The 23,468-nt window shown below is 67.4% G+C and carries 17 protein-coding genes; 12 read left to right on the forward strand and 5 right to left on the reverse strand.

The window, feature by feature from the left end; genetic code table 11:
- The first annotated feature begins 36 nt into the window (after positions 1-36).
- Positions 37-3,381, forward strand: a complete 3,345-nt coding sequence (gene cydC, locus ATC04_RS07550; RefSeq protein WP_047119450.1) for a thiol reductant ABC exporter subunit CydC — start codon at positions 37-39, stop codon at positions 3,379-3,381.
- 118 nt (positions 3,382-3,499) lie between these two features.
- Here cydC and ATC04_RS07555 read toward each other — a convergent pair whose 3' ends face one another.
- Positions 3,500-6,124: a DNA topoisomerase IV subunit A gene (locus ATC04_RS07555; RefSeq protein ID WP_047119449.1), complete on the reverse strand. Its 2,625-nt coding sequence runs from the start codon at positions 6,122-6,124 to the stop codon at positions 3,500-3,502.
- A gap of 99 nt (positions 6,125-6,223) precedes the next feature.
- Between ATC04_RS07555 and ATC04_RS07560 the strand changes: the two genes are divergently transcribed.
- The 3 genes from ATC04_RS07560 to ATC04_RS07570 are packed head-to-tail and all read left to right on the forward strand — an operon-like array spanning position 6,224 to position 10,712.
- Positions 6,224-8,884 carry a GNAT family N-acetyltransferase gene (locus ATC04_RS07560; protein WP_047119448.1) on the forward strand — a complete coding sequence of 887 codons (2,661 nt, stop codon included), beginning with the start codon at positions 6,224-6,226 and terminating at the stop codon, positions 8,882-8,884.
- A 52-nt stretch (positions 8,885-8,936) separates the two neighbouring features.
- The gene (locus ATC04_RS07565) at positions 8,937-9,524 is read left to right on the forward strand and encodes a DUF5998 family protein (protein WP_047119447.1); all 588 of its coding nucleotides are present in this window, start codon (positions 8,937-8,939) and stop codon (positions 9,522-9,524) included.
- 15 nt (positions 9,525-9,539) lie between these two features.
- Positions 9,540-10,712 (forward strand): nucleotide pyrophosphatase/phosphodiesterase family protein, encoded by a 1,173-nt coding sequence (locus ATC04_RS07570; RefSeq protein ID WP_231735937.1) that lies wholly within the window; start codon positions 9,540-9,542, stop codon positions 10,710-10,712.
- Positions 10,713-10,794: 82 nt separating this feature from the next.
- Here ATC04_RS07570 and sepH read toward each other — a convergent pair whose 3' ends face one another.
- Positions 10,795-11,847, reverse strand: a complete 1,053-nt coding sequence (gene sepH / locus ATC04_RS07575; RefSeq protein WP_052772401.1) for a septation protein SepH — start codon at positions 11,845-11,847, stop codon at positions 10,795-10,797.
- A gap of 261 nt (positions 11,848-12,108) precedes the next feature.
- Here sepH and ATC04_RS07580 point away from each other — a divergent pair, with 261 nt between their 5' ends.
- Entirely contained in the window at positions 12,109-12,411 is a 303-nt protein-coding gene (locus ATC04_RS07580; protein ID WP_047119446.1) for a DUF4193 family protein, read from the forward strand.
- A gap of 103 nt (positions 12,412-12,514) precedes the next feature.
- Here the strand turns inward: ATC04_RS07580 and ATC04_RS07585 are convergent, their stop codons facing one another.
- The gene (locus ATC04_RS07585) at positions 12,515-13,045 is read right to left on the reverse strand and encodes a DUF3093 domain-containing protein (protein WP_047119445.1); all 531 of its coding nucleotides are present in this window, start codon (positions 13,043-13,045) and stop codon (positions 12,515-12,517) included.
- Between the two features lie 151 nt (positions 13,046-13,196).
- On the opposite strand from ATC04_RS07585, the gene dut reads away from it, so the two are divergent.
- The 4 genes from dut to ATC04_RS07605 all read left to right on the forward strand — a co-directional run bounded on the left by dut (position 13,197) and on the right by ATC04_RS07605 (position 15,621).
- Positions 13,197-13,655 carry a dUTP diphosphatase gene (gene dut, locus ATC04_RS07590; RefSeq protein WP_047119444.1) on the forward strand — a complete coding sequence of 153 codons (459 nt, stop codon included), beginning with the start codon at positions 13,197-13,199 and terminating at the stop codon, positions 13,653-13,655.
- A gap of 37 nt (positions 13,656-13,692) precedes the next feature.
- The gene (locus tag ATC04_RS07595; protein ID WP_047119443.1) at positions 13,693-14,457 is read left to right on the forward strand and encodes a DUF3710 domain-containing protein; all 765 of its coding nucleotides are present in this window, start codon (positions 13,693-13,695) and stop codon (positions 14,455-14,457) included.
- Between the two features lie 4 nt (positions 14,458-14,461).
- A complete protein-coding gene (locus ATC04_RS07600; protein ID WP_047119442.1) occupies positions 14,462-14,836 on the forward strand; it encodes a hypothetical protein in 375 nt (124 codons plus the stop codon).
- Positions 14,837-14,901: 65 nt separating this feature from the next.
- Positions 14,902-15,621: a DUF3159 domain-containing protein gene (locus ATC04_RS07605; protein WP_052772579.1), complete on the forward strand. Its 720-nt coding sequence runs from the start codon at positions 14,902-14,904 to the stop codon at positions 15,619-15,621.
- An 87-nt stretch (positions 15,622-15,708) separates the two neighbouring features.
- Here the strand turns inward: ATC04_RS07605 and ATC04_RS07610 are convergent, their stop codons facing one another.
- Both ATC04_RS07610 and ATC04_RS07615 read right to left on the reverse strand, forming a co-directional pair.
- A complete protein-coding gene (locus tag ATC04_RS07610) occupies positions 15,709-16,374 on the reverse strand; it encodes a TrkA family potassium uptake protein (RefSeq protein WP_047119441.1) in 666 nt (221 codons plus the stop codon).
- Positions 16,375-16,389: 15 nt separating this feature from the next.
- Positions 16,390-17,067 carry a TrkA family potassium uptake protein gene (locus ATC04_RS07615; RefSeq protein ID WP_047120783.1) on the reverse strand — a complete coding sequence of 226 codons (678 nt, stop codon included), beginning with the start codon at positions 17,065-17,067 and terminating at the stop codon, positions 16,390-16,392.
- Between the two features lie 145 nt (positions 17,068-17,212).
- On the opposite strand from ATC04_RS07615, the gene ATC04_RS07620 reads away from it, so the two are divergent.
- The 3 genes from ATC04_RS07620 to acnA all read left to right on the forward strand — a co-directional run bounded on the left by ATC04_RS07620 (position 17,213) and on the right by acnA (position 23,459).
- A complete protein-coding gene (locus ATC04_RS07620; RefSeq protein ID WP_181728012.1) occupies positions 17,213-19,231 on the forward strand; it encodes an APC family permease in 2,019 nt (672 codons plus the stop codon).
- Between the two features lie 5 nt (positions 19,232-19,236).
- The gene (locus ATC04_RS07625) at positions 19,237-20,559 is read left to right on the forward strand and encodes a class I SAM-dependent RNA methyltransferase (RefSeq protein WP_052772400.1); all 1,323 of its coding nucleotides are present in this window, start codon (positions 19,237-19,239) and stop codon (positions 20,557-20,559) included.
- Positions 20,560-20,723: 164 nt separating this feature from the next.
- Positions 20,724-23,459, forward strand: coding sequence for an aconitate hydratase AcnA (gene acnA / locus ATC04_RS07630; RefSeq protein WP_181728011.1), 2,736 nt, complete (start codon positions 20,724-20,726; stop codon positions 23,457-23,459).
- Positions 23,460-23,468: the final 9 nt, after the last annotated feature.

The raw sequence follows: 23,468 nt of genomic DNA on the forward strand, positions 1-23,468 counted from the left end.
CACACCCCACCGCGGCGACCGAAAGGAACGCACCCCATGCGCACACCGCGCTTCCTGCCCCGAGAGCTGATCGCTCCACGCCAGATCGTGGTCCTCACCGTGTTCTCGGTGCTCAAGACCGCCGGACTGGTGCTCGCCGCGTACGGCCTGGGCCAGTGGATCGCGAACATGGCCTCCGGAACCGGCAATACCCCGGCGCTGCTGGTCCTGGCCGCCGCCGGCGTGCTGGGCCGCGCCGCCGGGGTATGGGGCCTGAACACCGGGGCGCGGCGCATGGGGCTGGGTGCCAAGGAGCGGATGCGCGCCACCTTGGTGCGCACCGCGGCGAGCCGGCCGGGCATCGTCCCGGCCGACTCGGCCGACCACTCGGTGCCGGTCACCGCAACCCTGGCAAGCCACGGCATCGACAAGCTCGACGACTACTTCACCAAATTCATCCCGGCGCTCATCGGAGCCATGGTGCTCCCGGCGCTGCTGGGCATCTACATCCTGTCCCTGGACTGGATCAGCGCGGTGGTGCTGCTGCTGACCATCCCGCTGGTCCCGGTGTTCATGGCCCTGATCGGCCTGCACACCCAGGACACCCTGGCCGCCTCGCAGTCCAAGCTCGACGCGCTGGCCCACCAGATGTACGAGCTGGCCCAGGGCCTGCCCGCCCTGCTGGGCCTGGGCCGCGCCCGCCGCCACGGCAACGCCATCGCCGCGGTCAGCGAAAAGTACCGCCAGGCCACCATGGCCAATCTCAAAACCGTGTTCCTCTCCAGCTTCTGGCTGGAACTGATCTCCACCCTGTCAGTGGCGGTGCTGGCAGTGATGATCGGCGTGCGCCTGGTCGGCGGCAGCATGGACCTGGCTCCGGGCCTGATCATCCTGATCCTCGCGCCGGAGCTGTTTTCCGCGCTGCGCGAGGTCGGCTCCGCCTACCACGCCGCCGACGACGGGCTGGCCTCCTACCAGCGCTACCAGGCCATCACCGCCGAACAGGAAAACCACCAGATCCTCTCGCTGGTCCCCGCGACCCCGGGCAGCCTGCTGGAACTGCGCGACGTGTCCATCGGCTACCGCGCGGGAGAACCGGTGCACGAGCACCTGGACCTCACCCTGATGCCGGGGGAGCGCAAGCTGCTGTCCACCGCCAGCGGCACCGGCAAGACCACCGTGCTGCGCCTGGTCGCCGAGGCCTCCACTAGCGACAACAGCTTCGATGCGGCCCGCGTCAGCGGCCAGGTCTATGTGGGCAGCCAGCTGGCAGTCATCAGCCAGCACCCGCAGTTCAACGCCGCCACCGGCGAGGCCCAGCTGGCCCAGGACGTCCCGGACGCCGAGGAGCGGCTGGTCGCCGAGCTGGCGGCCCGGCTGGAACTGGAGACCATGCTGCCGCGGCAGATCGGCGAATACTCGCCGGGCGAGCTGCGCCGGCTGGAGGTGCTGCGCGCCGTGCTGCGCCTGCACAGCGTGCCAGACTGCCGCCTGCTGCTGGCCGACGAGCCCACCGCCCATCTGGATATGGCCAACGCCGCTGCCGTACGCCAGGTGCTGGCCGAGCTTCCGGCCGGCACCGCCGTGCTGGTTGCCAGCCACGACCCGCTGCTGGCCGCCAACCCGTCGCAGGCCGGCGAGAAGGGTGCGCCGCAGGCTTCGCAGCCTGCCCGGGACTTCGCGAGCCGGCATGCTGCGGCCCCGTCAGCCCAGGCGTCCGCTGTGCCAACGGCTTCAGCCGGCCCCGCGCCGCGCTTCAACCCGCTGCGCGAGCTGTTCTCCGGCTACGTCCCGGCCCGCAAGGCGGCGGTCTACGGCACCTTCGGCATCCTGTGCGCCGTGGCCCTGTCCGCACTGAGTGGATGGCTGATCGTCGAATCCAGCTACCAGCCGGCCATCTTGCACTTGACCGTCGCCTTCGTCATGGTCCGCACCCTGGGCATCGGCCGCGCCGCCTTCCGCTACCTGGAACAGCTGGCCATCCACGACGCAGTGCTCGGCTACGCCGGGGCGCTGCGTGAGAAGATCTGGACCTCCATGGTCGCCAACCCCGCCCGCTGGGGACTGGTCAGCCGCTCCTCGGTGGTGCTGCGCTTCCTGCTGGCTGAGGTCGACGAGCTGCGCGACCTGCTGGCCCGCGTGCTCTTCCCGCCGATCCAGGCCGTCGCCGTCTGGGCCGCCGGCATCGCTGTGCTGTTCTACATCCAGCCCGCCTTCGGCTGGGCCGCGCTGGCCGCCGGACTGCTGCTGGCCTTCCCGGGCCGCTGGCTCGTGCGCCGAGTCGAAGGCCTGCACCTGGCCCGGCAGCTGGCCCACCGGCTGAATGTGAACCAAGCCGTGCTGGGCATCCTGCGCAACCAGGGCGCGCTGCGCGCCTACGGGTCGCTGGCCCGGGTGCTGGACAAGCTTGCCATCGCCGAATCCGAGAACACCTCGGCTGCCCGGCGCCACGCGCTCGGCCAGGGCCTCGCCCCGGCCCTGGGTGCGCTGCTGACCGGCGCGCTGGCCGTCGCCTTCGCGGAGCTATCCACCAGCTCGGCCTCCTTCACCGCGCTCGCCGTGCTCATGGCCCTGGCCCTGGGCGAAGCCGCCACCGCCGCGCTGAGCGCCGTGCAGCAGGGCAGGGCGCTGAAGGAACTGACCACGACCCTCGCCTCGCGCGGCGTTGGGGGCAGCGCAGCCGAAGGCCAGACCGGGCTGCGGGAGACCTCCCCGGCCGGCGCGCCAGCTGTCCGCGGCTTCGTGCTGGAGGACGTGTCGCTCGGTTACGGGCCGCAGGCCCCGGTGATCGAGCAGCTGACCGCCCGCATCGAACCGGGCCAGTGGACCGCGCTGACCGGGCCGTCCGGCTCGGGCAAGTCCACGGTGCTCACCGCGCTACTCGGGGCGCTGCCGCTGGAGAGCGGGCGCCTGGCCGCGCTGGATGCGGACGGCCGGGAACACCAGTTCGCCGCGGCGAACCTGGATTCGGTGGCCTGGTGCCCGCAGGAAGCGCACCTGTTCGACTCCACGCTGCGCCGCAACCTGCTGCTGGGCGCCGCGGACGAGGTGCAGGTTTCCGACGACCAGCTCCAGGACGTGCTGCAGCAGGTGGGCCTGGGCGGCTGGCTTGCCGAGCAGCCCGGGGGACTGGACACGCGTATCGGCTCCGGGGGCCACCGGCTTTCCGGCGGCCAGCGCTGCAAGCTCGCCGTGGCCCGCGCTCTGGTGGGCGGGCACCAGGTGATCCTGCTGGACGAGCCCACCGCGCACCTGGGCCAAGACGAATCCGTGGAATTGATGCAGACCCTGCGCGGCGCGCTCGAAGGGCGCACCGTCGTGCTGATCACTCATGACGAGCAGCTCGCCCGCGAATGCCAAGGACAGATCCGGCTGCAGGCCAAGCTGGCTCCCGCCAGCTGACGGCTCGCGGCTCCGAGTGGCCAGCTACAACGCGGACAAGCCCGGGACCGGTTCAGTGCGAACCGGTCCCGGGCTTGACTGCTGCCGGGGGTCAACTACCGTTGGCCGGCGGAAACTGCTAGAGCACGACCCCGCCGTCGTCGAACGGCAAGGTGTCCTCGCCTGGCTGCACCGACGGGCGGGAGGACGGAACCACCGGGGGAAGCTCCGCGCCTGCCGTGGCCGCGGAGGCCGCGCGGGCCGGGGCTTCGCCGGTGCCGGTAGCGACGCTCAGCGAGCCGCCGAGGATGTTGATGCTCTGCGCCAGCGGGGCGCCGGAGCCGTCGCGCTTGCCGAATTCGGTCGGCAGGGCGCGCACCACGCCGGCCGCGGAGCTGGCGCGGGCCGGACCATGCCCGGCGTAGCCAAGCACCAGGTAGTCCTCGCCCTTGACGAAGCGGTGGGCACGCACGCCGGCGGTGGCACGGCCCTTGGCCGGGAATTCGCTGAACTCGGTCAGCTTCACCGACTGGCCGGAAGTGCCCGGCAGCGTCTGCGAACCGGCGGCGATGGTTGCCACCACCGCGTCCTGCGCGCCGGCGCGCACCACGCCGAAGTAGATGACCTTGTCCTCGGCGCTGAGCTTGATGCCCGCCATGCCTCGGCCGGTGCGGCCCTGCGCGCGCACGGCGGAGGCGCCGAAGTGCAGCAGCTGCGCCTGGCGGGTGAGGAACACCAGTTCGTCCTCGTCCTCGGCCGGGGCCGCGGCAATGACCTTGTCCCCGTCCTTCAGGGTGATGGCTTCGAATTCGTCGCGGTTCAGCGGGTAGTCAGGGGTGACGCGCTTGACCACACCTCGCTCGGTGCCGATGGCGATGACCTTGTTCAACGGCAGCAGCGCCACCGCCTCCTCGCCCTTGGGCAGCTTCAGGAAGTCGGCCACGGCCACGCCCTGGGCCAGCTGCGGGAAGCCGTGCATCTCGGGCAGCACCGGCACGTCGATCAACGAGATGCGGATCATCCGGCCGGTGGAGGTCAGCGCGCCGATCTCGCCGCGCGCGCTGGAGGCGACCTGTGAGACCAGCACGTCGTGCTTGATGCGGGCCGCGGAGAAGTCCAGCGCGGTGCGGTCGTGGGTGCGGGCGATCTGCCCGGTGGCCGAGAGCAGGACCCAGCAGGGACTGTCGGCCACTTCCATGGCCAAGGTGGCCTTCTTGCCCGACCCGACGGCCTCCGGCAGGGCGGTGCCCTTCAGCGGCTGCAGCTGAGCGCTCTTGGACAGCTTGGTGCGGCGCGGAGTGCCGAAGGTCTCGGCCATCTCGCCCAGCTCGCTGGACACCAGTTCGCGCAGCAGCGTCTCGGATTCCAGGATGGCGCGCAGTTCCTCGATCTCCTTGCGCAACTGCTCGGCCTCGGTCTCCAGCTCCAAGCGGGAGTACTTGGTCAGCTGGCGCAGGCGCAGCTCCAGGATGTGGTTGGCTTGGGGCTCGGAGAGGTCGAAGACCGTCATCAGCCGTTCGCGCGCCTCGGCGGTCTGCTCGGAGGAGCGGATGATCGCAATGACGTCGTCGATGTCCACGATCGCGATCAGCAGGCCTTCGACCAGGTGCAGGCGGTCCTCGCGCTTGGCCAGGCGGAAGGCGGTGCGGCGGCGGACCACGTCCACGCGGTGGTCCACGTAGACCGTCAGCAGTTCGCGCAGGCCCAGGGTCTGCGGCTGCCCGTTGACCAACGCCACGTTGTTGATGCCGAAGGAGTCCTCCAGCGGGGTGTGCTTGTAGAGGCTGGCGAGCACCGCGTTCGGGTTGAAGCCGTTCTTCAGCTCGATGACCAGCTTCAGGCCGTTGTGGCGGTCGGTCAGGTCCACGACGTCGGAGATGCCGGAGATCTTCTTGTTGTTGACCCCGTCCTTGATCTTCTCGATGATCTTCTCCGGGCCCACGCCGTAGGGAAGCTCGGTGACCACCAGCGCGGACTTGCGCGCGGAGACCTTCTCCAAGGCCACGGTGGCACGGGTGCGGAATAGGCCGCGGCCGGTGCGGTAGGCGTCCTTGATGCCGTCCAGGCCCACGATGGTGCCGCCGGAGGGCAAATCCGGGCCGGGCACGAACTTCATCAGGTCCTCGACGGTGGCGTCCGGCTGCACCAGCAGGTGCTGCGCCGCGGCGACGACCTCGCCCAGGTTGTGCGGGGCCATGTTGGTGGCCATGCCCACGGCGATGCCGGTGGTGCCGTTGACCAGCAGGTTCGGGAAGGCCGCGGGGAGCACCTCGGGCTGCATGAACTGGTTGTCGTAGTTCGGGACGAAGTTGACCACGTCCTCGTCGAGGTTCGCCGTCATGGCCACGGCGGAGGCAGCCAGCCGGGCCTCGGTGTAGCGGGCCGCGGCCGGACCGTCATCCAGCGAACCGAAGTTGCCGTGGCCGTCGATCAGCGGCAGACGCAGGGCGAAGTCCTGGGACAGGCGCACCATCGCGTCGTAGATGGCGGTGTCGCCGTGCGGGTGCAGCTTGCCCATCACCTCGCCGACCACGCGGGCCGACTTCACGTGGCCCTTTTCCGGGCGCAGGCCCATCTGCGCCATCTGGAACAGGATGCGCCGCTGCACCGGCTTCAGGCCGTCGCGGGCATCGGGCAGCGCGCGCGAATAGATGACGGAGTAGGCGTACTCCAGGAACGAGGATTCCATTTCGCTGGTGACATCGATGTCGACAATGTTCTCCACGAAATCCGCGGGGAGATCTTCAGACTTCTTTCGAGCCATGAACCTGTAATTCCTTCATCTGCATAACTTTTTGCTTAAGTCGCCGGCTGTTCGTGTTCCTGCTGGGCACAACGTCGAAGTCGCGACTATCCTAAGCCTATGGTGGATCGTAAACTTTCGGTGGCATATCCGGCCCATTGGGAAGCAGACGTGGTGCTCCGGGATGGCACTACGGCACATCTTCGGCCCATAACCCCGGCTGATGCGCAGGCCTTGCAGGACATGCATCAAAAGCAGTCCGAAACCTCGGTTTACCTACGCTATTTTACGTACAAGTCAGCGCTCACCGCGAAAGAGCTTGAGCGGTTCACGAATGTCGACCATGTGAACCGCGTCGCCTTCACGGTTTTCCGCGGCAGCAACATCATTGGCGTGGGCCGCTACGACCGGCTCGACGACCCCACCGAAGCCGAAGTCGCGTTCAACGTGTCCGACGCCTACCAAGGCACCGGCATCGGATCGATCCTGCTTGAGCACCTGGCCGCGGCGGCCCGCGAGAACGACATCACCCGCTTCACCGCCGAGGTGCTCCCGGAGAACCGCAAGATGCTTACGGTCTTCTCCGAGGCCGGCTACGCGGTGGCCCGCCACTTCGAAGACGGCGTGGTCATGCTCGAATTCCCGATCAACCCGACCGAACGCTCCCGCGAGGTGACCGAGGCCCGCGAGCACCGCGCCGAGGCCAGCTCGGTGGCAGGCCTGCTGGCTCCGAAGTCCATCGCGGTGGTCGGCGCCAGCCGGACCTGGGGCAAGCTGGGGCACAGCGTGCTGGACCGCCTGGTCGAGGGCGGCTACACCGGGGCCACCTACGCGGTGAACGACGCCGCGCTGGAAGTCGGCGGCCACATGGCCTACGGCAAGGTCAGCGAGATCCCCGGCCCGGTGGACCTGGCCGTCATCTGCGTGCCGCGCGACCAGGTCACCGGCGTCATCGAGGACTGCGGCGCCCACGGGGTCAAGGGCCTGGTGCTGATGACCGCAGGCTACGAGAACGCCGACGGGCTGGCCGCCCAGCGCGAGCTGGTCTCGCTGGCGCGCGCCAACGGCATGCGTGTGGTGGGCCCGGCCTCGCTGGGCCTGATCAATACGGCCCCCGAGGTCCGCATGGCCATCACCGGCACCACGGTGCAGCCCACCGCCGGCAACGTGGGCCTGTTCAGCCAGTCCGCCTCCATGGGCGCGATCCTCCAGGGGGTCAGCGTGCAGCACGGAGTGGGCGTGAGCAGCTCCATCTCAGCCGGGCTGCGCGCCGATGTCTCCGGCAACGACGCCATGCAGTACTTCGAGGACGACCCGCGCACCGACCTGGTCGCCATGCACCTTGAATCCTTCGGCAACCCGCGCAAGTTCGCCCGCATCGCCCGTCGCCTGGCCCGCAGCAAGCCGGTCATCGTGGCCAAGTCGGACCTGCTGGGCCGCCGCCTGCCGCCGGGGCACTCGGTGCGCGTGGGCCAGGCTCCGCCCGGCGCCCTGAACGCGATGCTGCGCCAATCCGGGGTGATTCGCGTGCAGTCCGTGGAAGAGCTCATGGACGTGGCCGGCCTGCTCTCGGTCTACAAGGCACCGGCCGGGCCGAATGTCGCGGTGCTCTCCAACTCGCTGACCTTGGCCGAGGTGGTCTGCGACGTCGCGGAGGCCTGCAATTTGAATGCCACCGCCGAACCCCGGGAACTGGACTACACGCTGGGCCAGTCGCGGGTGCTGCCGAAGCTGCGCGAACGGGTGGCCGAATTGGTCGCGAATCCCGACGTGCACTCGGTGATCCTCGCCCACCTGTCCTACTCGGGCATCTCCACGGACGCGGTGCTTGAGGTGCTCAGGGAATTCTCCACCCAGCCCAAGCCGGTCATCACCGTGCTGCCTGGGCAGATCGACCGGAAGATCGCCGGGGGAGTGCACCACGGGGTGCCGGTCTACACCTCGCCGACCTCCGCCGCCGGGGCGCTGGGCAAGGCCCACGGCTATCGCCAATGGCTCGACATCCCCTTCGAGCCGCTGGTCGAGCCCGAGGGTCTGCAGGTCGAGGCCGCCGCGGACTACCTGCACGAGCTCTCCGCCGGGATCCCCGGCACGGAGCTGCGCCAGCTGAGCACCGAGCAGACCACGAAGCTGCTGGGCTTCTACGGCATCAACATCTTCCCCTCCCAGGTGGTGCATACCGCGCAGGAGGCGGTCGACGCCGCCGACGAGCTGGGCTGGCCGGTGGTGCTCAAGGCCAACGACCCGGATCTGCGCCAACGCCTGGACCTGGGCGGGGTGCGCCTGAACATCCCCGATGCCGAATCCCTGCGCGCTGACTTCACCCACATGAGCGCACTGATGCGGCAGTACGGCGTCAACTCGCTGGAGGTGCAGTCCATGGCTTCGGCCGGGCAGGCCTGCGTGGTGAAGGCCATGGAGGACCCGCTGCTGGGCCCGGTGGTCTCCTTCGGGCTCAGCGGCGACGCGGTGAACCTGCTCGACGACTGGGCGCACGGGGTCGCCCCGTTCTCCGCCACGGACCTGGCCCGGCTGATGCACCGGCCGCGCAGCAGCGCCCGGCTCTTCGGTTACCAGGGACTGCCGGCGGTGGACCTGGACGCGTTGCGGGACTTCATCACCCGGGTCTCGCTGTTCAAGGACAACCACCCGGAAGTCACCATTGCGCAGTTCGCCCCGGTGTCGGTGTCCACCGATTCGCTCAGCGTGCTCGGGGTCAAGCTGAGCATCGGCAATGCCGAACGGCGCACCGACAACATCCGCCGGGCGCTGCGCGGCTGAGCCCAAGGACACGAAACCTGAAAGACGGCAGCGCACTGGGTAGAATTGGATCATGAGCTCTGCAACGTATTCGACGACTGCCGGTGCCGACCTCCAGCATGACCTGGTCCGCGCGGGATTCTACCCGCAAATGGTCCAGGACGTGCTGGCCGAAGCGATGCTGGATCTGCCGGTAGTTGACCACTTCCTGCACCTGGAGACCCATTTCGACCACACCGAGGTCCACCGCCACATCACCGTCATGGTCCGCAGCGAGAAGGTGCTGTTCATCGTGCACGTCGACGACCAGCAGCTGGACGACCACGGCCACGACGTGATGGCCCAGGTTTCGGTGGAAATGGTCAGCCTGGCGCGGATCGAGTCGGTGGCCACCAGCTACGTCTACCACCAGCCGCAGCACTACAGCGGCACCGATCTGGTGCGCGAGCTGACCTTCGGCATGTCCTGGGACGGCACCAAGCGCATCGACCTGGCCCCGGCCGAATGTGCCGACCCGCAGTGCGACGCCGACCACGGCCTGAACGGCACCTCGCAGCCCGAGGACCTGGTGCTGCGCGTCAGCTCCGAGGCCGACGGCCAGCGAGCGGTGGACAAGGCCCGCGAATTCGCGGTGCGCCTGCGCCTGGCGACGATCGCCTAGGGACGCCAAGCCAACGTGACTGACTCTTCGCTGCCCGTCCCCAGCCAGAAAATCCCCGCCGCGCCGGCCTACGGAGCGGCCACCCTGTCCGAGATCCTACCCTCGGCGGCCCACGCGCTGGGGATCCCCGGCTACGCGAACCCGCTGGGCCTGGCGCCAACCAAGCGCGTCGCCGTGATCATGGTCGACGGCCTGGGCTGGAACCAGCTCAAATCCCACCTCGGGCACGCGCCGTTCCTGCGCCCGCTGTTCGAGCGCGCGCAGAAGCTGGGCACCGGCTTCCCGTCCACCACCGCGACCTCGCTGTCCAGCCTCGCCATTGGCGCGGCGCCTGGCGAGCACGGGATGCTCGGCTACGACGTCATCGACCCCGCCCGCCGGCGCGTGGTCAACCAGCTGGGCGGATGGCCCGGCGACCTGGACCCGCTCTCGTGGCAGCCGCTGCCCACGGTCTTCGAGAAGGCCGCGGAGCACGGCATCCACACCGCGACGGTGTCCATCGCCCAGTTCTCCGACTCCTCGCTGACCCGCGCGGCGCTGCGCGGACCGAAGTTCGTCGCCGCGCGCCAGCCGGCGGCCCGCGCCCGCGCCACCGCCGAGGTGTTCGCCGCGCAGCGCAACGCGCTGGTCTACACCTACTTCAACGAGCTGGACAAGGCCGGGCACAAGTTCGGCGTCGATTCCCCGCAGTGGCGGGACACGCTCGAAGAGCTTGACTACGTCATCAAGACCCTGGTCTCGCGCCTTCCGGAGCAGACCACGGTCCTGATCACCGGTGATCACGGCATGGTGGACGTGCCCGCCTCGCAGCGCATCGACTACAGCCTGCAGCCCGAACTCATCGAGGGGGTTGAACTGACCAGCGGCGAGCCGCGCGGTGTGCAGCTGACCTTCGCCGAGGGCACCGATGCGGCCCAGCGGGCCAAGGTCCGCGAAGCCTGGCAGCGCGCCTACGGGTCCAAGGCGTGGATCCTGAGCCGCGAGGAAGCCGTGGAGCTCGGCTACTTCGGTGCGGTCCGTCCCGAATTCCTGCCGCGGCTTGGTGATCTGATGATCCTGGCCGCCGAGGCCATCGCATTCTACGACGGCCGCCGGGTCAAGCCCATGGCCTTCGAGATGGTAGGGCAGCACGGCTCGCTTACCGCGGCGGAGCGTTTCGTGCCGCTGTTCGTGCACCGCACCGCCTAGCGCGCAGCCGCAAGCAGAAAATCCGGGGGCAGCCAGCTGGCTGCCCCCGGATTTTTTGATCAAGTTCCGTTCGGAGGCTGGATTAGGAGTCGGTGTCCTTTTTGCGCTTGCCGAACATGATGTCGTCCCAGCTCGGCACGGAGGAGCGCTTGGCCTTGCGGCCGGAGCCGTCCTCGGCGGGCTCGTCGGCAGGCTTCGCGGAGGTGCCGGAGGACTTCTCGGCATCGGTGACGACCACCAGCTGCGAGGTGCGCGGCGAGATGCCCTGCGGCAGATGCGGCAGCGACTCGTCCTCTTCGGCGTCGTACTTGCTCATGCCGCGCTCGATGATGTCGTTGTAGCGGGCCTCGCGATCCGGATCCTGGTCCTGGGGACGCTGGCCGCGGCGTGCGTTCAGCAGGGAGACCAGTTCTTCGGTCTCATCGGGTTCCGGGGCGGCCGGGGCCGCAGGTTCCTCAACCTGCGAGATGGCCGAGACGGGTCGGAAGTATTCGGGCGCGACCTGCTCGCTGAGTGTCTGCGCCCAGCGGTTCAGGTTGCTCAGGGTCTTGCGGGCCGGGGAGAAGGACCAACGGGCCACGTTATCCGGCTGCGGCAGGGAGCTGTCCAGCTTTTCCACGTTTTCGGCCGGCAGTGGCGAATCGAATTCGACGGTGACGATCCACTGGCCCTCGGGATCCTTCCACGAGTTCCAGCGGGCCGTGAGCGGATCGATGTTCAGCTGGTGCAGGCGGTGGGCGACCATCGAGCCCAGGTCTGCGGGTTCCTCGCCGAAGACTTCGCGGTACTCGGCGTCGGTCTGCGGTCCGGAGACCTCTACGCGGCGGGCGAGCTCGGCGATGTGCTCGCGCTCGGCCAGCACTGGCCCCTCGTACTTGACGATCGACTCGACCGGGACGTCCCACTCCAGCGCCAAATCGTAGGCTGAAGCACCGGCGCGCACGCGGGCCTGGATCTCTCGGGGGGTGTGAACCGAGGACTCGTCGCGGTTGCGCGGCGCGCGGGAGCGCGCGATTTCGGCCATGGCACTGCGCAGGGCATCGTCAACGGGCAGCTCGAAGCTCATCCCGTCGTCGCTGCTGACCTGCAGACTGGAACCATTTTCATGAATTCCTACCAGTCTCAGCTGACGCATTACTACCCTCCACACGGTTCATTTACTGAATAAAACTTTGCCACTTGTCGCCCGATTTTCCTACCACCGGGCGGGGCGTGGCGCAAGATTAGTCGTCAAGCTCACCCAGAAAGTTGCCTTCGGGCTTCCGCCGTGGGCATAGCGCGCCGGGCTCGGGCAGAATCCGGGTCCGCCGGACGTTATACTTCTATGCCGGAATGAAAATCCCCTGCGCGGATTTCCACCCACTTCATCGCCTGCAGAAAAGAGCTGACAACCACCATGGCCACACAGTCTGCCGCCGTCCACCCGAGCGAAGCCGAGAAGGCCCGAGCCCGGGAAATCGCCGCGCTCAAAGCCGGGAAAACCGCGGCAATGGCGAACCTGATCGATGAGTCGGAATCCGAGCTGGCCGAGCTGTTCATCCTGCCCGGGGGAGAAGCCCAGGCCGAAGAGGCCAGCGTAGACTTCGTGCCGGAGCAGGCCGACGAATTCACCTGCGCCTCCTGCTTCATGGTGCGCCACCGCACCCAGCTGGTGCGCGAAGCGGGCGGGCAGAAGTTCTGCGCCGAGTGCGAAGGCTGACCGGCCGGGCTCTGCCCCCTGCGCGCCGCAACCTGCAGCGCATGAAAGAACCCCGGAACCCGCCGTGCGGCAGGTTCCGGGGTTTGATTCGTTCCGGAGGAGACTAGGGCTCCTGGGGGTGCTCCTCGTCCGCCTCGGCAGTCGCCTGGCGGCCTTCCTTGGTGAACTCGTACATGATGCCGCCCAGCGCGGCGGTCAGTTCCTCGGGGCGTCGGGTCGAAGCCAACCAGTACGGGGTGGCGTCGCGCTCGTCGGTGACCTCCATGCGGACCACTGCGTCGAGGTAGCCGCGCAGCAGCATGAAGGCCATCCCGTGCAGCTTCTGCCCGCGCTGCTTGAACGCTTCCTCACCGCGGTAGCCGACAACCTGCCCGATGTAGCGGCGCTCGATGGTGGCGCGGCCGACGGTGAGGGTCTTGTCGGTGACTTCGATGACCGGCACACGCAAGAGCATGATGACTGCCAGAGCCAGCAGCACGATGATGCCGGTGGCGTAGCCCGCAGCGATGTTGATCGGAGCCACGGCGATACCAGCGGTGATGGCAATCAGCAGCGGCCACATCCATGATCCGAACGATGGCCAGATCTTTTCGCGGAACAGGACGTTGGAAGCCTCTGGGCTGGTATTACTCATGAGTCCTAGTCTAGGCAATCTTTCGGTAGGCGCCGAACGGCCGGCTGTGGGTCGGCTGTGGGTCCGCAGACGGGCCGGGCGCGATAGAGTTGTGCAGGTAAATGCAGACCAGCTGCAACTTCCTAGAGTTCCGGGGGATGACCAAACCACGATGAGCGAGCCTACGATCTCAATCTCCATCAAGATGCTCGATAGCGAACTGCCCGTTCCAAGCTATGCCCATCCTTCGGATGCGGGTGCTGACCTGCATGCACGCACCTCGCTGGTGCTCGAACCGGGCCAGCGCGCCCTGGTGCCGACCGGCATCGCCCTGGCGTTGCCGCACGGCTATGTCGGGCTGGTGCACCCGCGCAGCGGCTTGGCCACCAAGCACGGCATCACCATCGTTAATGCCCCGGGAACCGTCGATGCCGGATATCGTGGTGAGATCATGGTCACCCTGCTGAATACCGACAGGGACCAGGCATTCGAAATCACCCGAGGCGACCGCATCGCGCAGCTGGTGATCCAGAAGGTCGAACAGGCGGCATTCGTTCAGGTTGACTCCCTGGAGGACTCGGCCCGCGGAACCGGCGGCTTCGGCTCGACCGGTGGATTCAGCGCCAACTAAGCACGCTTGGCGCCAAGCGAAACTCTCTAAGGACATCATGATTTTCAAGCGCAAGAAGGCGAACGCCGAGCCAGCAGCCGAGCAGGCTGCCGGCGCCACCGAACCGGTGGCCGAAACCCCCACCGAGCAGGCGACCGGGACTTCCGCCGAGCAGCAACCAGCCAAGAAGCCGGTGCTCAACGGCCCGTTCGACTACGCGGACATCGAGAACACCGACGAATACCTCGACTTCGGCTCCATCCTGGTCAAGCCGGTCGCCGGACTGAAGGTGCGCATGGACGTCGAACAGTCCAACCAGCGCGTCATCGCCGTCTCCCTGGAACTGGCCGAGTCCCGCGTCCAGCTGATGGCATTCTCCGCCTCCAAGTCCACCTCGCTGTGGCCGGGCATCAGCGACAAGATCCGCGAGGACATCGCCAGCCAGAACGGCGAGATCTACCAGCGCGACGGCGAATACGGCCAGGAGCTGCTGGCCCAGGTTCCGCAGCAGCTGCCCGACGGCCGCGCCGGGCATGTTGCGCTGCGCTTCGTGGGCATCGACGGTCCGCGCTGGTTCCTGCGCGCCGTCATCGGGGGCGCCGCCATCGGCGACGAGGAGGCTTCCAAGGCCATCGACGACCTGGTGCGAGGCGTCGTGGTGAACCGCGGCGACAAGCCGCTGCCTCCGCAGGAATTGCTGCCGCTGAACGTCCCGCGCAACGCCCAGACGCGCCCGGACGCCGAGGCGCAGGGCGAGACCGAGGCCGCCGGCCAGGCGCCGCAGCGTCCGGAACGCGGACCGGAAATCACCCAGATCGGCTAGCCGGATGCCCCTCGAATCCAAGCCGGTCACCCCGAAAATCGAGGGCACGCAAGCGGCGCGCAGCTTCACCCGGCTGAAGTCGCTGGCGCAGCTGCCGGCCAAGGGCAGGGTGGAGCACACCGGCTACATCCAGTCGGTCAGCTATTCGGCGCCCCACCAGGCGCCGCTGCTGACCGCGGTGGTGGTCGACCGGCTGGGAACCGGGGCTCCGCGCCGGGGCACCGTGCCGCACGTGCGGCTGCGGTTCATGGGCCAGAAGAACGTCCCGGGCATCAAGCCCGGGGTGAAGATCCAATACGCGGGAATGGTCGCGCCTGTCGACCAGATCCCCACCATCTATAATCCGCGTTACGTCATCGTTCCCGTTCCCCGCGGGTGAACGCCGAACGCCGCCGGCCGCAGCGCCTGCCGGATGAGCCCGCACTGGGCAGAAGCGAGAATACCGTGAACGAGAATCCACCAGCCGGCGAGCAGCCTAGGCCGGAGAAGAAGCCGAGCCTGGCCGAGGCGATCGGCGCCAGCGCCAAGGTCGCGCAGAACGCCGACGGCGGCATCGACGTGCTCTCCACCGTGGGCGGGGTGCGCGGCATCCTGGAAACCGTGGTCCCGGGCTTCGTGTTCGTGCTGGTCTACGCGCTGACCAACGAGCTGTCCTGGGCGCTGCTGTCCTCGATCGGGCTGGGTGTGGTTTTCATGGTGCTGCGGCTGCTGAACAAGTCAACGCTGGTGCAGTCGGCCAGCGGCCTGGTCGGCATCCTGATCTGCGCGCTGGTGGCCCGCACCTCGGGCAACGCCCGCGACTACTACGTGCCCGGCTTCCTGATCAGCGGCGGCTACCTGCTGGGATTGATGATTTCGATCTTCGTGAAATGGCCGCTGATCGGCCTGCTCTTCGGCTTCATCCGCAACGAGGGCGTGGCCTGGCGCCAGCAGCCGGACCGGTTGCGCCGCTACGGCATCGCGACCTGGATCATCTGCGCGGTGTTCGCATTGCGCCTGGCGGTGCAGCTGCCGATGTACTTCACCGACCAGGTGGTCTCGCTGGGCATCGCCCGCGCGCTGATGGGTGTGCCGCTATACGCGGCCGGCCTGTGGTTCGCCTGGCTGGTCTCCCGCCCCGCCACCGCCGGGCACGCCCCGACGCCCGAGGACCTGGCCTCCTAGCCGCGCGCAGCGGCCCCGTACGCGAAAAAACCTGGCATCCCAATTGCGCGATGCCAGGGTTTTCGCTGCCCGGGGCGGGGCTGCCGGCTACCGGGTGGCTGCCTGCAGCACCCGGCGCAGCAGCGGTTCGGCCCGCGGGGTGGTGATGAAGAAGATCTCGTCGCCGCCCTCGATGACGTCGTCGTCGCTGGGCGGGAACGGGGTCTTGTCGCGCACCACGGCCATGAGCGTGGTTTCCTCCGGCCACGGCACGCGCCCGATGGTGCGCCCGATCATGCCCGAATCATGCGGCACGGTGAACTCCACCATGTAGACCTCGCCGGCCTTCAGCGTCAGCAGGCGCACCAGGTCGCCGACCTCCACGGCCTCCTCGACCAGCGCGGTCATCAGGCGCGGGGTGCTCACCGCGACGTCCACGCCCCAGGCGTCGTCGAACATCCACTCGTTTTTCGGGTTGTTCACTCGGCCTACGGTGCGGCGCACCCCGAACTCGCTCTTGGCCAGCAGCGAGACCACCAGGTTGACCTTGTCGTCACCCGTGGCGGAGACGACCACGTCGTAGTCCTCCAGCTGCACGCGCTGCAGCACGGCGAGCTCGCAGGCGTCGCCGATCAGCCACTTGACGCCTTCAAGGTCGGCGCGCTGCTCCATTTCGGCCTTGAGGTCCACGAGCAGCACCTCGTGGTGGTTGGCCACCAGCTCGCGGGCGATGGAGGACCCGACCGAGCCGGCTCCGGCGATCATTACCTTCATTAACAGGCCTTTCGCTTAGTCTGCGGGGGCTGGCTTGGGGGCGCTGGCCAGGATCTTTTCCACTTCCTGGCTGCGGTCCAGGTGCATCATGACGTGGATCAGGTCCCCGCCCTGCAGCCTGGTGCGGTTTTCCGGAATGGTTCCCTCGCCAAAGCGGGTCAGGTAGGCCACGCGCACCCCGGCGGCGGCCTCCAGGTCCTTGACCAGGCGGCCGTACCATTCGCGGTGCAGCGCCACCTCGGTCAGTACCAGGCGTCCCGAGGGCTCGCGGAAGTCCCCGCGCATCGAGTAGTCCGGCAGGATGCGGCGCAGCACCTGGTCGGTGCTCCAGCGCACCGCAGCGACCGTGGGGATGCCCAGCCGCTGGTAGATCTCGGCGCGGCCCGGGTCGTAGATGCGGGCGACCACATGCGGCACGTTGTAGGTTTCGCGGGCGACGCGGGTGGCCAGAATGTTGGAATTATCACCGCTGGAGACGGCCGCGAAGGCGTAGGCCTGATCGATCTCCGCCTGCTCCAAGGTGTCCTTGTCGAAACCCAGGCCGGTGACGGTGCTGCCGGAGAAGTCGGCGCTGAGCCGGCGGAAGGCCTCCGGGTTCTGGTCGATGACCGCCACCGAATGCCCGGCGGAATCCAGCGTATGGGCCAGCGCCACCCCCACTCGACCGCAGCCCATGATCACAAAGTGCGCCACCAAAAACTCCTCGGGGTCCAGCGTCCGGATGAACTTCGCCGCGGCACCGCTGCTGGTGCCACGAATGCAACAATAGCGCTGATCGGGCCCGCGTTGGGTCCAACGAAGGCGGCATGCCGCGCGGAGCCTGCGATAACGTTGTCTCGTGCCTGCTTTATTTGATGGTCTGAAACGGATCCTCGTGGGCCGGCCCTTCAGCACCGAACAGCTGAAAAAGAAGCCGCTCCCACCGAAAATTGCGCTGCCGATTTTCTCCTCCAGCGCCCTGTCCTCGCTGGCCTACGCCCCGGACGAAATCCTGCTGACCCTGGCCATGGCCGGTGTGGCGGCGACCATGCTCTCCCCGGCGGTGGGCGTGGCAGTGCTGGTGGTGCTCGTGGTGCTGGTGCTGTCCTACCGGCAGTCCATCAAGGCCTACCCTTCCGGCGGCGGCGACTACGAGATCGTCCGCAAGAACCTCGGCGCCCGGCCGGGCACCGCGGTGGCCGCGGCCCTGCTGGTGGACTTCGTGCTCACCGTCGCGGTCTCCAGTTCCTCGGCCGCCCAGTACCTCAGCGGCATCGTCCCTGCGCTGGGGGAGCACCGCGGCCTGGTGGCGGCGGGCATCGTGGTCTTCCTAGTGGTGGCGAACCTGCGAGGGCGCGGGCAGAGCCGCTGGACGCTGGCCGTGCCGGTGTACCTGTTCGTCTTCGGCATGCTGGCGCTGATCGCGATCGGCGGGCTGCTTGCGGCCACCGGCAACCTGGGACTGGCGCCCAGCGCCGAGTTCACCATCGTGCCCGAGGAGCAGTTCTCCAACGGGTTGCACGGCGTGGTGGGCGCGCTGCTGATCCTGCGCGCCTTCTCCACCGGCTCCGCGGTGCTGACCGGCATCGAGGTGCCGATCTCCAACGTCCAGTACCTGACCAAGCCGCGCGCCCGCAACGCCGGACGCATCCTGCTGGTGGTCGGCTTGCTTTCGGGCGTGCTGACCCTGGGCACGCTGATGCTGGCACGGGCCAGCGGCCTGAAGATTGTCGCCGACCCGCAGAAGTCCCTGCTGCTGGACGGGCAGCCGGTTTCCGCAGACTACGTCCAGGTGCCGGTGCTCGGCCAGTTGGCGCAGGCGGTGTTCGGCAACTTCATGCTGGGCACCGTGGTCGTCTCGGTGCTGACCATCCTGGTGCTGCTGCTGGCAGGCAACCAGGCCTTCAACTCCTTCCCGTCGCTGGCCAGCCACCTGGCCACGGACGGCTACCTGCCGCGCCAGCTGCGCACGCGCGGCGACCGGCTGGGCTTCTCCAACGGCATCCTGTCACTGGGCGTGGCCGCGGTGCTGCTGGTCCTGGTGTTCCAAGGCGATGTCACCATCCTGATCCAGCTGTACGTGGTGGGAGTGTTCGTCTCCTTCACGCTCAGCCAGCTTGGCATGCTCAAGCACTGGCACCGCGAACTGGTGCCGGTCGCGGACCGGCGCATCCGCGCTGCGATAAAACGCCAGCGCCTGCTGAACCTGGTGGGCCTGGTGCTCTCCGGGCTGGTGCTGCTGATCGTGCTGGCCACCCGCTTTGTGCACGGCGCGTGGATCGCGGTGCTGGGCATCGTGTTGCTGATGCTCGTCATGAATTCGCTGCACCGCCACTACCAGCAGGTGGATGCCGAGCTGTCCATCGAGGACGGCGGCCAGGCCACCGCGCTGCCGGCGCGAGTGCACGCCCTGGTGCTGGTTTCCACGGTCCGCAAGCCGGTGCTGCGCGCCCTGGCCTTCGCCCGGGCCAGCCGTCCCTCGAAGCTCGAGGCGATCATCGTGGACGTGGAGCCGCAGAAGACCCAGCGCACCTTGGAGGACTGGGAGCGGCTGCGCATCCCGGTGCCCATCACGGCGCTGGCCTCGCCCTACCGCGACATCCCCGGGGCGCTGATCGAGCACATCCGCTCGATCAAGCGCGAATCCCCGCGGGATCTGATCGTGGTCTACATTCCCGAATACGTGGTCGGCCACTGGTGGGAGCAGCTGGTGCACAACCAGACCGCCCTGCGGGTGAAGAACCGGCTGCACTACGAACCCGGAGTGCTCATCGCCTCCGTGCCCTGGCGCCTGCTGAGCGCCAAGAACGCCCTGGGCGGAGGGCCGACCGAGGAATCCTCGGCCCACCGCGAATCGAACCCCCTGCCGAAGGACTAACCGTCGTGACCGAATCACCCACCCTGAAACTGCGTCTGGGCGCCATCGCCCACGGCGGACACACCGTGGCCCGCCACGAGGGGCGGGTCATCTTCGTCCGCCACGGCATCCCCGGCGAGCTGGTCACAGTCCGGCTGACCGACAGCGACGAGAACGCGAAGTTCTGGCGCGCGGATGTCGTCGAGGTGCACGAGGCCAGCGAGCACCGCGTGCCGCATTTCTGGGAGGCGGCCGACGCATTGCGCCACCGCGACCCGGTGGGCGGCGCAGAATTCGGCCACATCACTCTGGAGCACCAGCGCGAGCTGAAGGCCGGGGTGGCCGCCGAGCAGCTGACCCGGCTGGGTGGGATGAAGGCCGAGGACTACAACTTCCCGGCCGTGCAGGCGGTGGCCGGACAGGACGACGGCCTGGGCTGGCGCACCCGCATGTCCTACTCGGTGGACGCCGAAGGCAAACTGGCCATGAGCGGCTTCCGCAGCAATACGCTCACAGCTATCGACTCCATGCCGTTGGCCCACCCGGCCATCGAGCGCACCGGGTTGTACACGATGGACTTCTCCGGCATCGAGCGGGTGGAGGCCGCGGTTTCCAGCAGCGACGATTCCACGGTGCTGATCCTGTTGGCCGAATCCCGCCCCGGCGCCGCCCGCAAGGCGGCCCGCCAGTTCCCCGAGGGCGTGAACGTGGCGGCCTTCAGCCAGCAGGGCGGCTCGGCCGCCGACGGCCGCGGCGAGCTGCAGGCCCTGACCGGGCGCAGCTGGCTGCAGGAGTCGGTGCTGGGGGAGAGCTTCCGGATCACCGGCGAAGGCTTCTGGCAGGTGCACCGCGCGGCGGCCACCGTGCTCAGCGAGCGGGTCATGGAGCTGACCGAGCCGGCGCGCGGCGAGCAAATCGCGGACCTGTACGCCGGGGCGGGCCTGTTCTCGCTGCCGCTGGCGAAGGCGGTGGGCCCTGAGGGGCGCGTGTTCTCCATCGAGGGCGCCCCCGGCACCCACGCGGATGCCAAGAAGAACCTGCGCGAGCTGCGCCAGGCCAGCGTCATCCGCGGACGCGTGGAGCGCGTGCTGCGCCAGGTCGCGCGCGACGCCCAGCTCGATGCGGTGGTGCTCGACCCGCCGCGGGCCGGAATCGACAAGCAGGTGGCCGCCGAATTGGGTTCCAGCGGCGTTTCGCGCATTTGTTACGTCTCCTGCGACCCCGCATCTTTCGCCCGGGACACCGCTCGTTTGACCTCGCGCGGCTACGAATTAGCGCACATGGAGATTCACGATTTGTACCCGCACACCCACCATATGGAGTCGATTGGGCTCTTCGTGCGCCGTTAGACCATCGAATATTGCCGTTTGGACACGAATTTGGCGGAAAATTATCCCCGTTCATTCTTTTTGTCCTAGTTGGCGATAGACTGTTTTTAGCTCTGCAACGATACAAGCATGAGAATCTCAGTTAGGAACTCCTAACTGGAATGCGAGTGTGTGCGTGCAACAGAATGAGTGTCTGGCGAGAGGAGTCCCACGTGAGCAATGTGGACAGCTTCGGTGCCAAGGGCGTACTTGACGTCAATGGAACCGAATACGAAATTTACCGACTGAATACGGTCGAAGGCGCAGAAAGCCTTCCTTACAGCCTTAAGGTTCTTCTGGAGAACCTGCTTCGCACCGAAGATGGTGCGAACGTTACCGGCGAGCACATCAAGGCTCTGGGACAGTGGGATGCTTCGGCACAGCCGAACACCGAAATCCAGTTCACCCCGGCCCGTGTGATCATGCAGGACTTCACCGGCGTTCCATGTGTCGTCGACCTTGCCACCATGCGCGAGGCCGTCAAGGAACTGGGCGGCGACCCAACCCGTGTGAACCCACTGGCTCCTGCCGAAATGGTCATCGACCACTCGGTGCAGATCGACACCTTCGGTTTCGAAGGCGCCGTCGAGCGCAACATGGAGATCGAGTACCAGCGCAACGGCGAGCGTTACCAGTTCCTGCGCTGGGGCCAGACCGCATTTGACGACTTCAAGGTCGTCCCGCCGGGAACCGGCATCGTGCACCAGGTCAACATCGAGTACCTGGCGCGCACCATCATGACCCGCGAGGTCGACGGCGTGCTGCGTGCCTACCCTGACACCTGCGTCGGCACCGACTCGCACACCACCATGGTCAACGGCCTGGGCGTGCTGGGTTGGGGCGTTGGCGGCATCGAGGCCGAGGCAGCAATGCTCGGCCAGCCTGTCTCCATGCTGATCCCACGCGTTGTCGGCTTCAAGCTTTCAGGCTCGATCCCTGCCGGCGCAACCGCAACCGACGTGGTGCTGACCATCACCGAAATGCTGCGCAAGCACGGTGTTGTGGGCAAGTTTGTTGAGTTCTACGGCGAGGGCGTGGCAGCAGTGCCGCTGGCCAACCGTGCAACCATCGGCAACATGTCCCCTGAGTTCGGTTCGACCGCCGCCATGTTCCCGATCGACGATGTCACCCTCGACTACCTGCGCCTGACCGGCCGCAGCGAAGAGAACATCGCACTGGTCGAGGCTTACGCCAAGGAACAGGGCATGTGGCACGATCCAAGCCGCGAGATCCGTTTCTCGGAGTACATGGAACTGGACCTGTCCACCGTAGTTCCATCGATCGCCGGCCCGAAGCGTCCACAGGACCGCATCGAGCTGTCGAGCTCGAAGGAGCAGTTCCGCAAGGACCTGCACAACTACGTGTCGGCCACCGAGGACACCCAGGGCGTCGGCCGTCCATCGGTAGCCGTCGAGGTCACCAAGGAAGATGGACAGAAGTTCACCATCGACCACGGCATGGTCTCGATCGCATCGATCACCTCGTGCACCAATACCTCCAACCCTTCGGTGATGCTTGCAGCAGCAGTGCTCGCTCGCAACGCCGCCGAAAAGGGCCTGTCCTCCAAGCCATGGGTCAAGACTTCGGTCGCACCGGGCTCGAAGGTCGTCACCGAATACTACGAGGCTTCCGGCCTGCTGCCATACCTGGAGAAGCTCGGCTTCTTCGTGGTCGGCTACGGCTGCGCCACCTGCATCGGCAACTCCGGTCCGCTGGATACCGAGATCTCCGAGGCCATTCAGGCCAACGACCTCGCCGCCACCGCAGTGCTCTCGGGCAACCGCAACTTCGAAGGCCGCATCAACCCGGACGTGAAGATGAACTACCTGGCTTCCCCGCCACTGGTCATCGCCTACGCCCTGGCTGGCACCATGGACTTCGACTTCGAGACCGATTCGCTGGGCAAGGACACCGAGGGCAACGACGTCTTCCTGAAGGACATCTGGCCATCGCCTGTCGAGGTCCAGCAGATCATCGACTCGTCGATCGACAAGGACATGTTCGCCAAGGGCTACGACGGAGTCTTCGAGGGCGACGCCCGCTGGAAGGCACTGGACACCCCTGAGGGCGACACCTTCGCATGGGACGAGAAGTCGACCTATGCCCGCAAGGCACCATACTTCGAGGGCATGACCGCCGAGCCGCAGCCGGTCCAGGACATCGAGGGCGCTCGCGTGCTGCTCAAGCTGGGCGACTCGGTCACCACCGACCACATCTCGCCTGCGGGTTCCTTCAAGTCGGACACCCCGGCTGGTCGCTACCTGATCGAGAACGGCGTGGATCGCAAGGACTTCAACTCCTACGGCTCGCGCCGTGGCAACCACGAAGTCATGATCCGCGGTACCTTCGCGAACATCCGCATCAAGAACCAGCTGCTGGACGGCGTCGAGGGTGGCTTCACCCGCGACTTCACCCAGGAAGGCGCTCCGCAGTCGTACGTGTACGACGCTGCAGAGAACTACAAGGCTGCCGGCACCCCGCTGGTCGTTCTGGGCGGCAAGGAATACGGTTCGGGCTCCTCGCGTGACTGGGCTGCCAAGGGCACCGCGCTGCTGGGTGTCAAGGCCGTCATCACCGAGTCCTTCGAGCGCATCCACCGCTCGAACCTGATCGGCATGGGCGTTCTGCCGCTGCAGTTCCCAGAAGGCGAGTCGGCTGACTCGCTGGGCCTGACCGGTACCGAAACCTTCGCAGTCTCCGGCGTCACCGAACTGAACAACGGTGTCACCCCGAAGACCCTGAAGGTCACCGCAACCGCTGAAGACGGCAAGGTCGTCGAGTTCGACGCAGTCCTGCGTATCGACACCCCGGGTGAAGCAGACTACTACCGCAACGGTGGCATCCTGCAGTACGTGCTGCGCCAGATCGCAGCCGCCAACTAAGGACCCTGC

The organism is Arthrobacter sp. YC-RL1 (assembly GCF_001454985.1).
In the GTDB taxonomy this organism is placed as follows: domain Bacteria; phylum Actinomycetota; class Actinomycetes; order Actinomycetales; family Micrococcaceae; genus Glutamicibacter; species Glutamicibacter soli.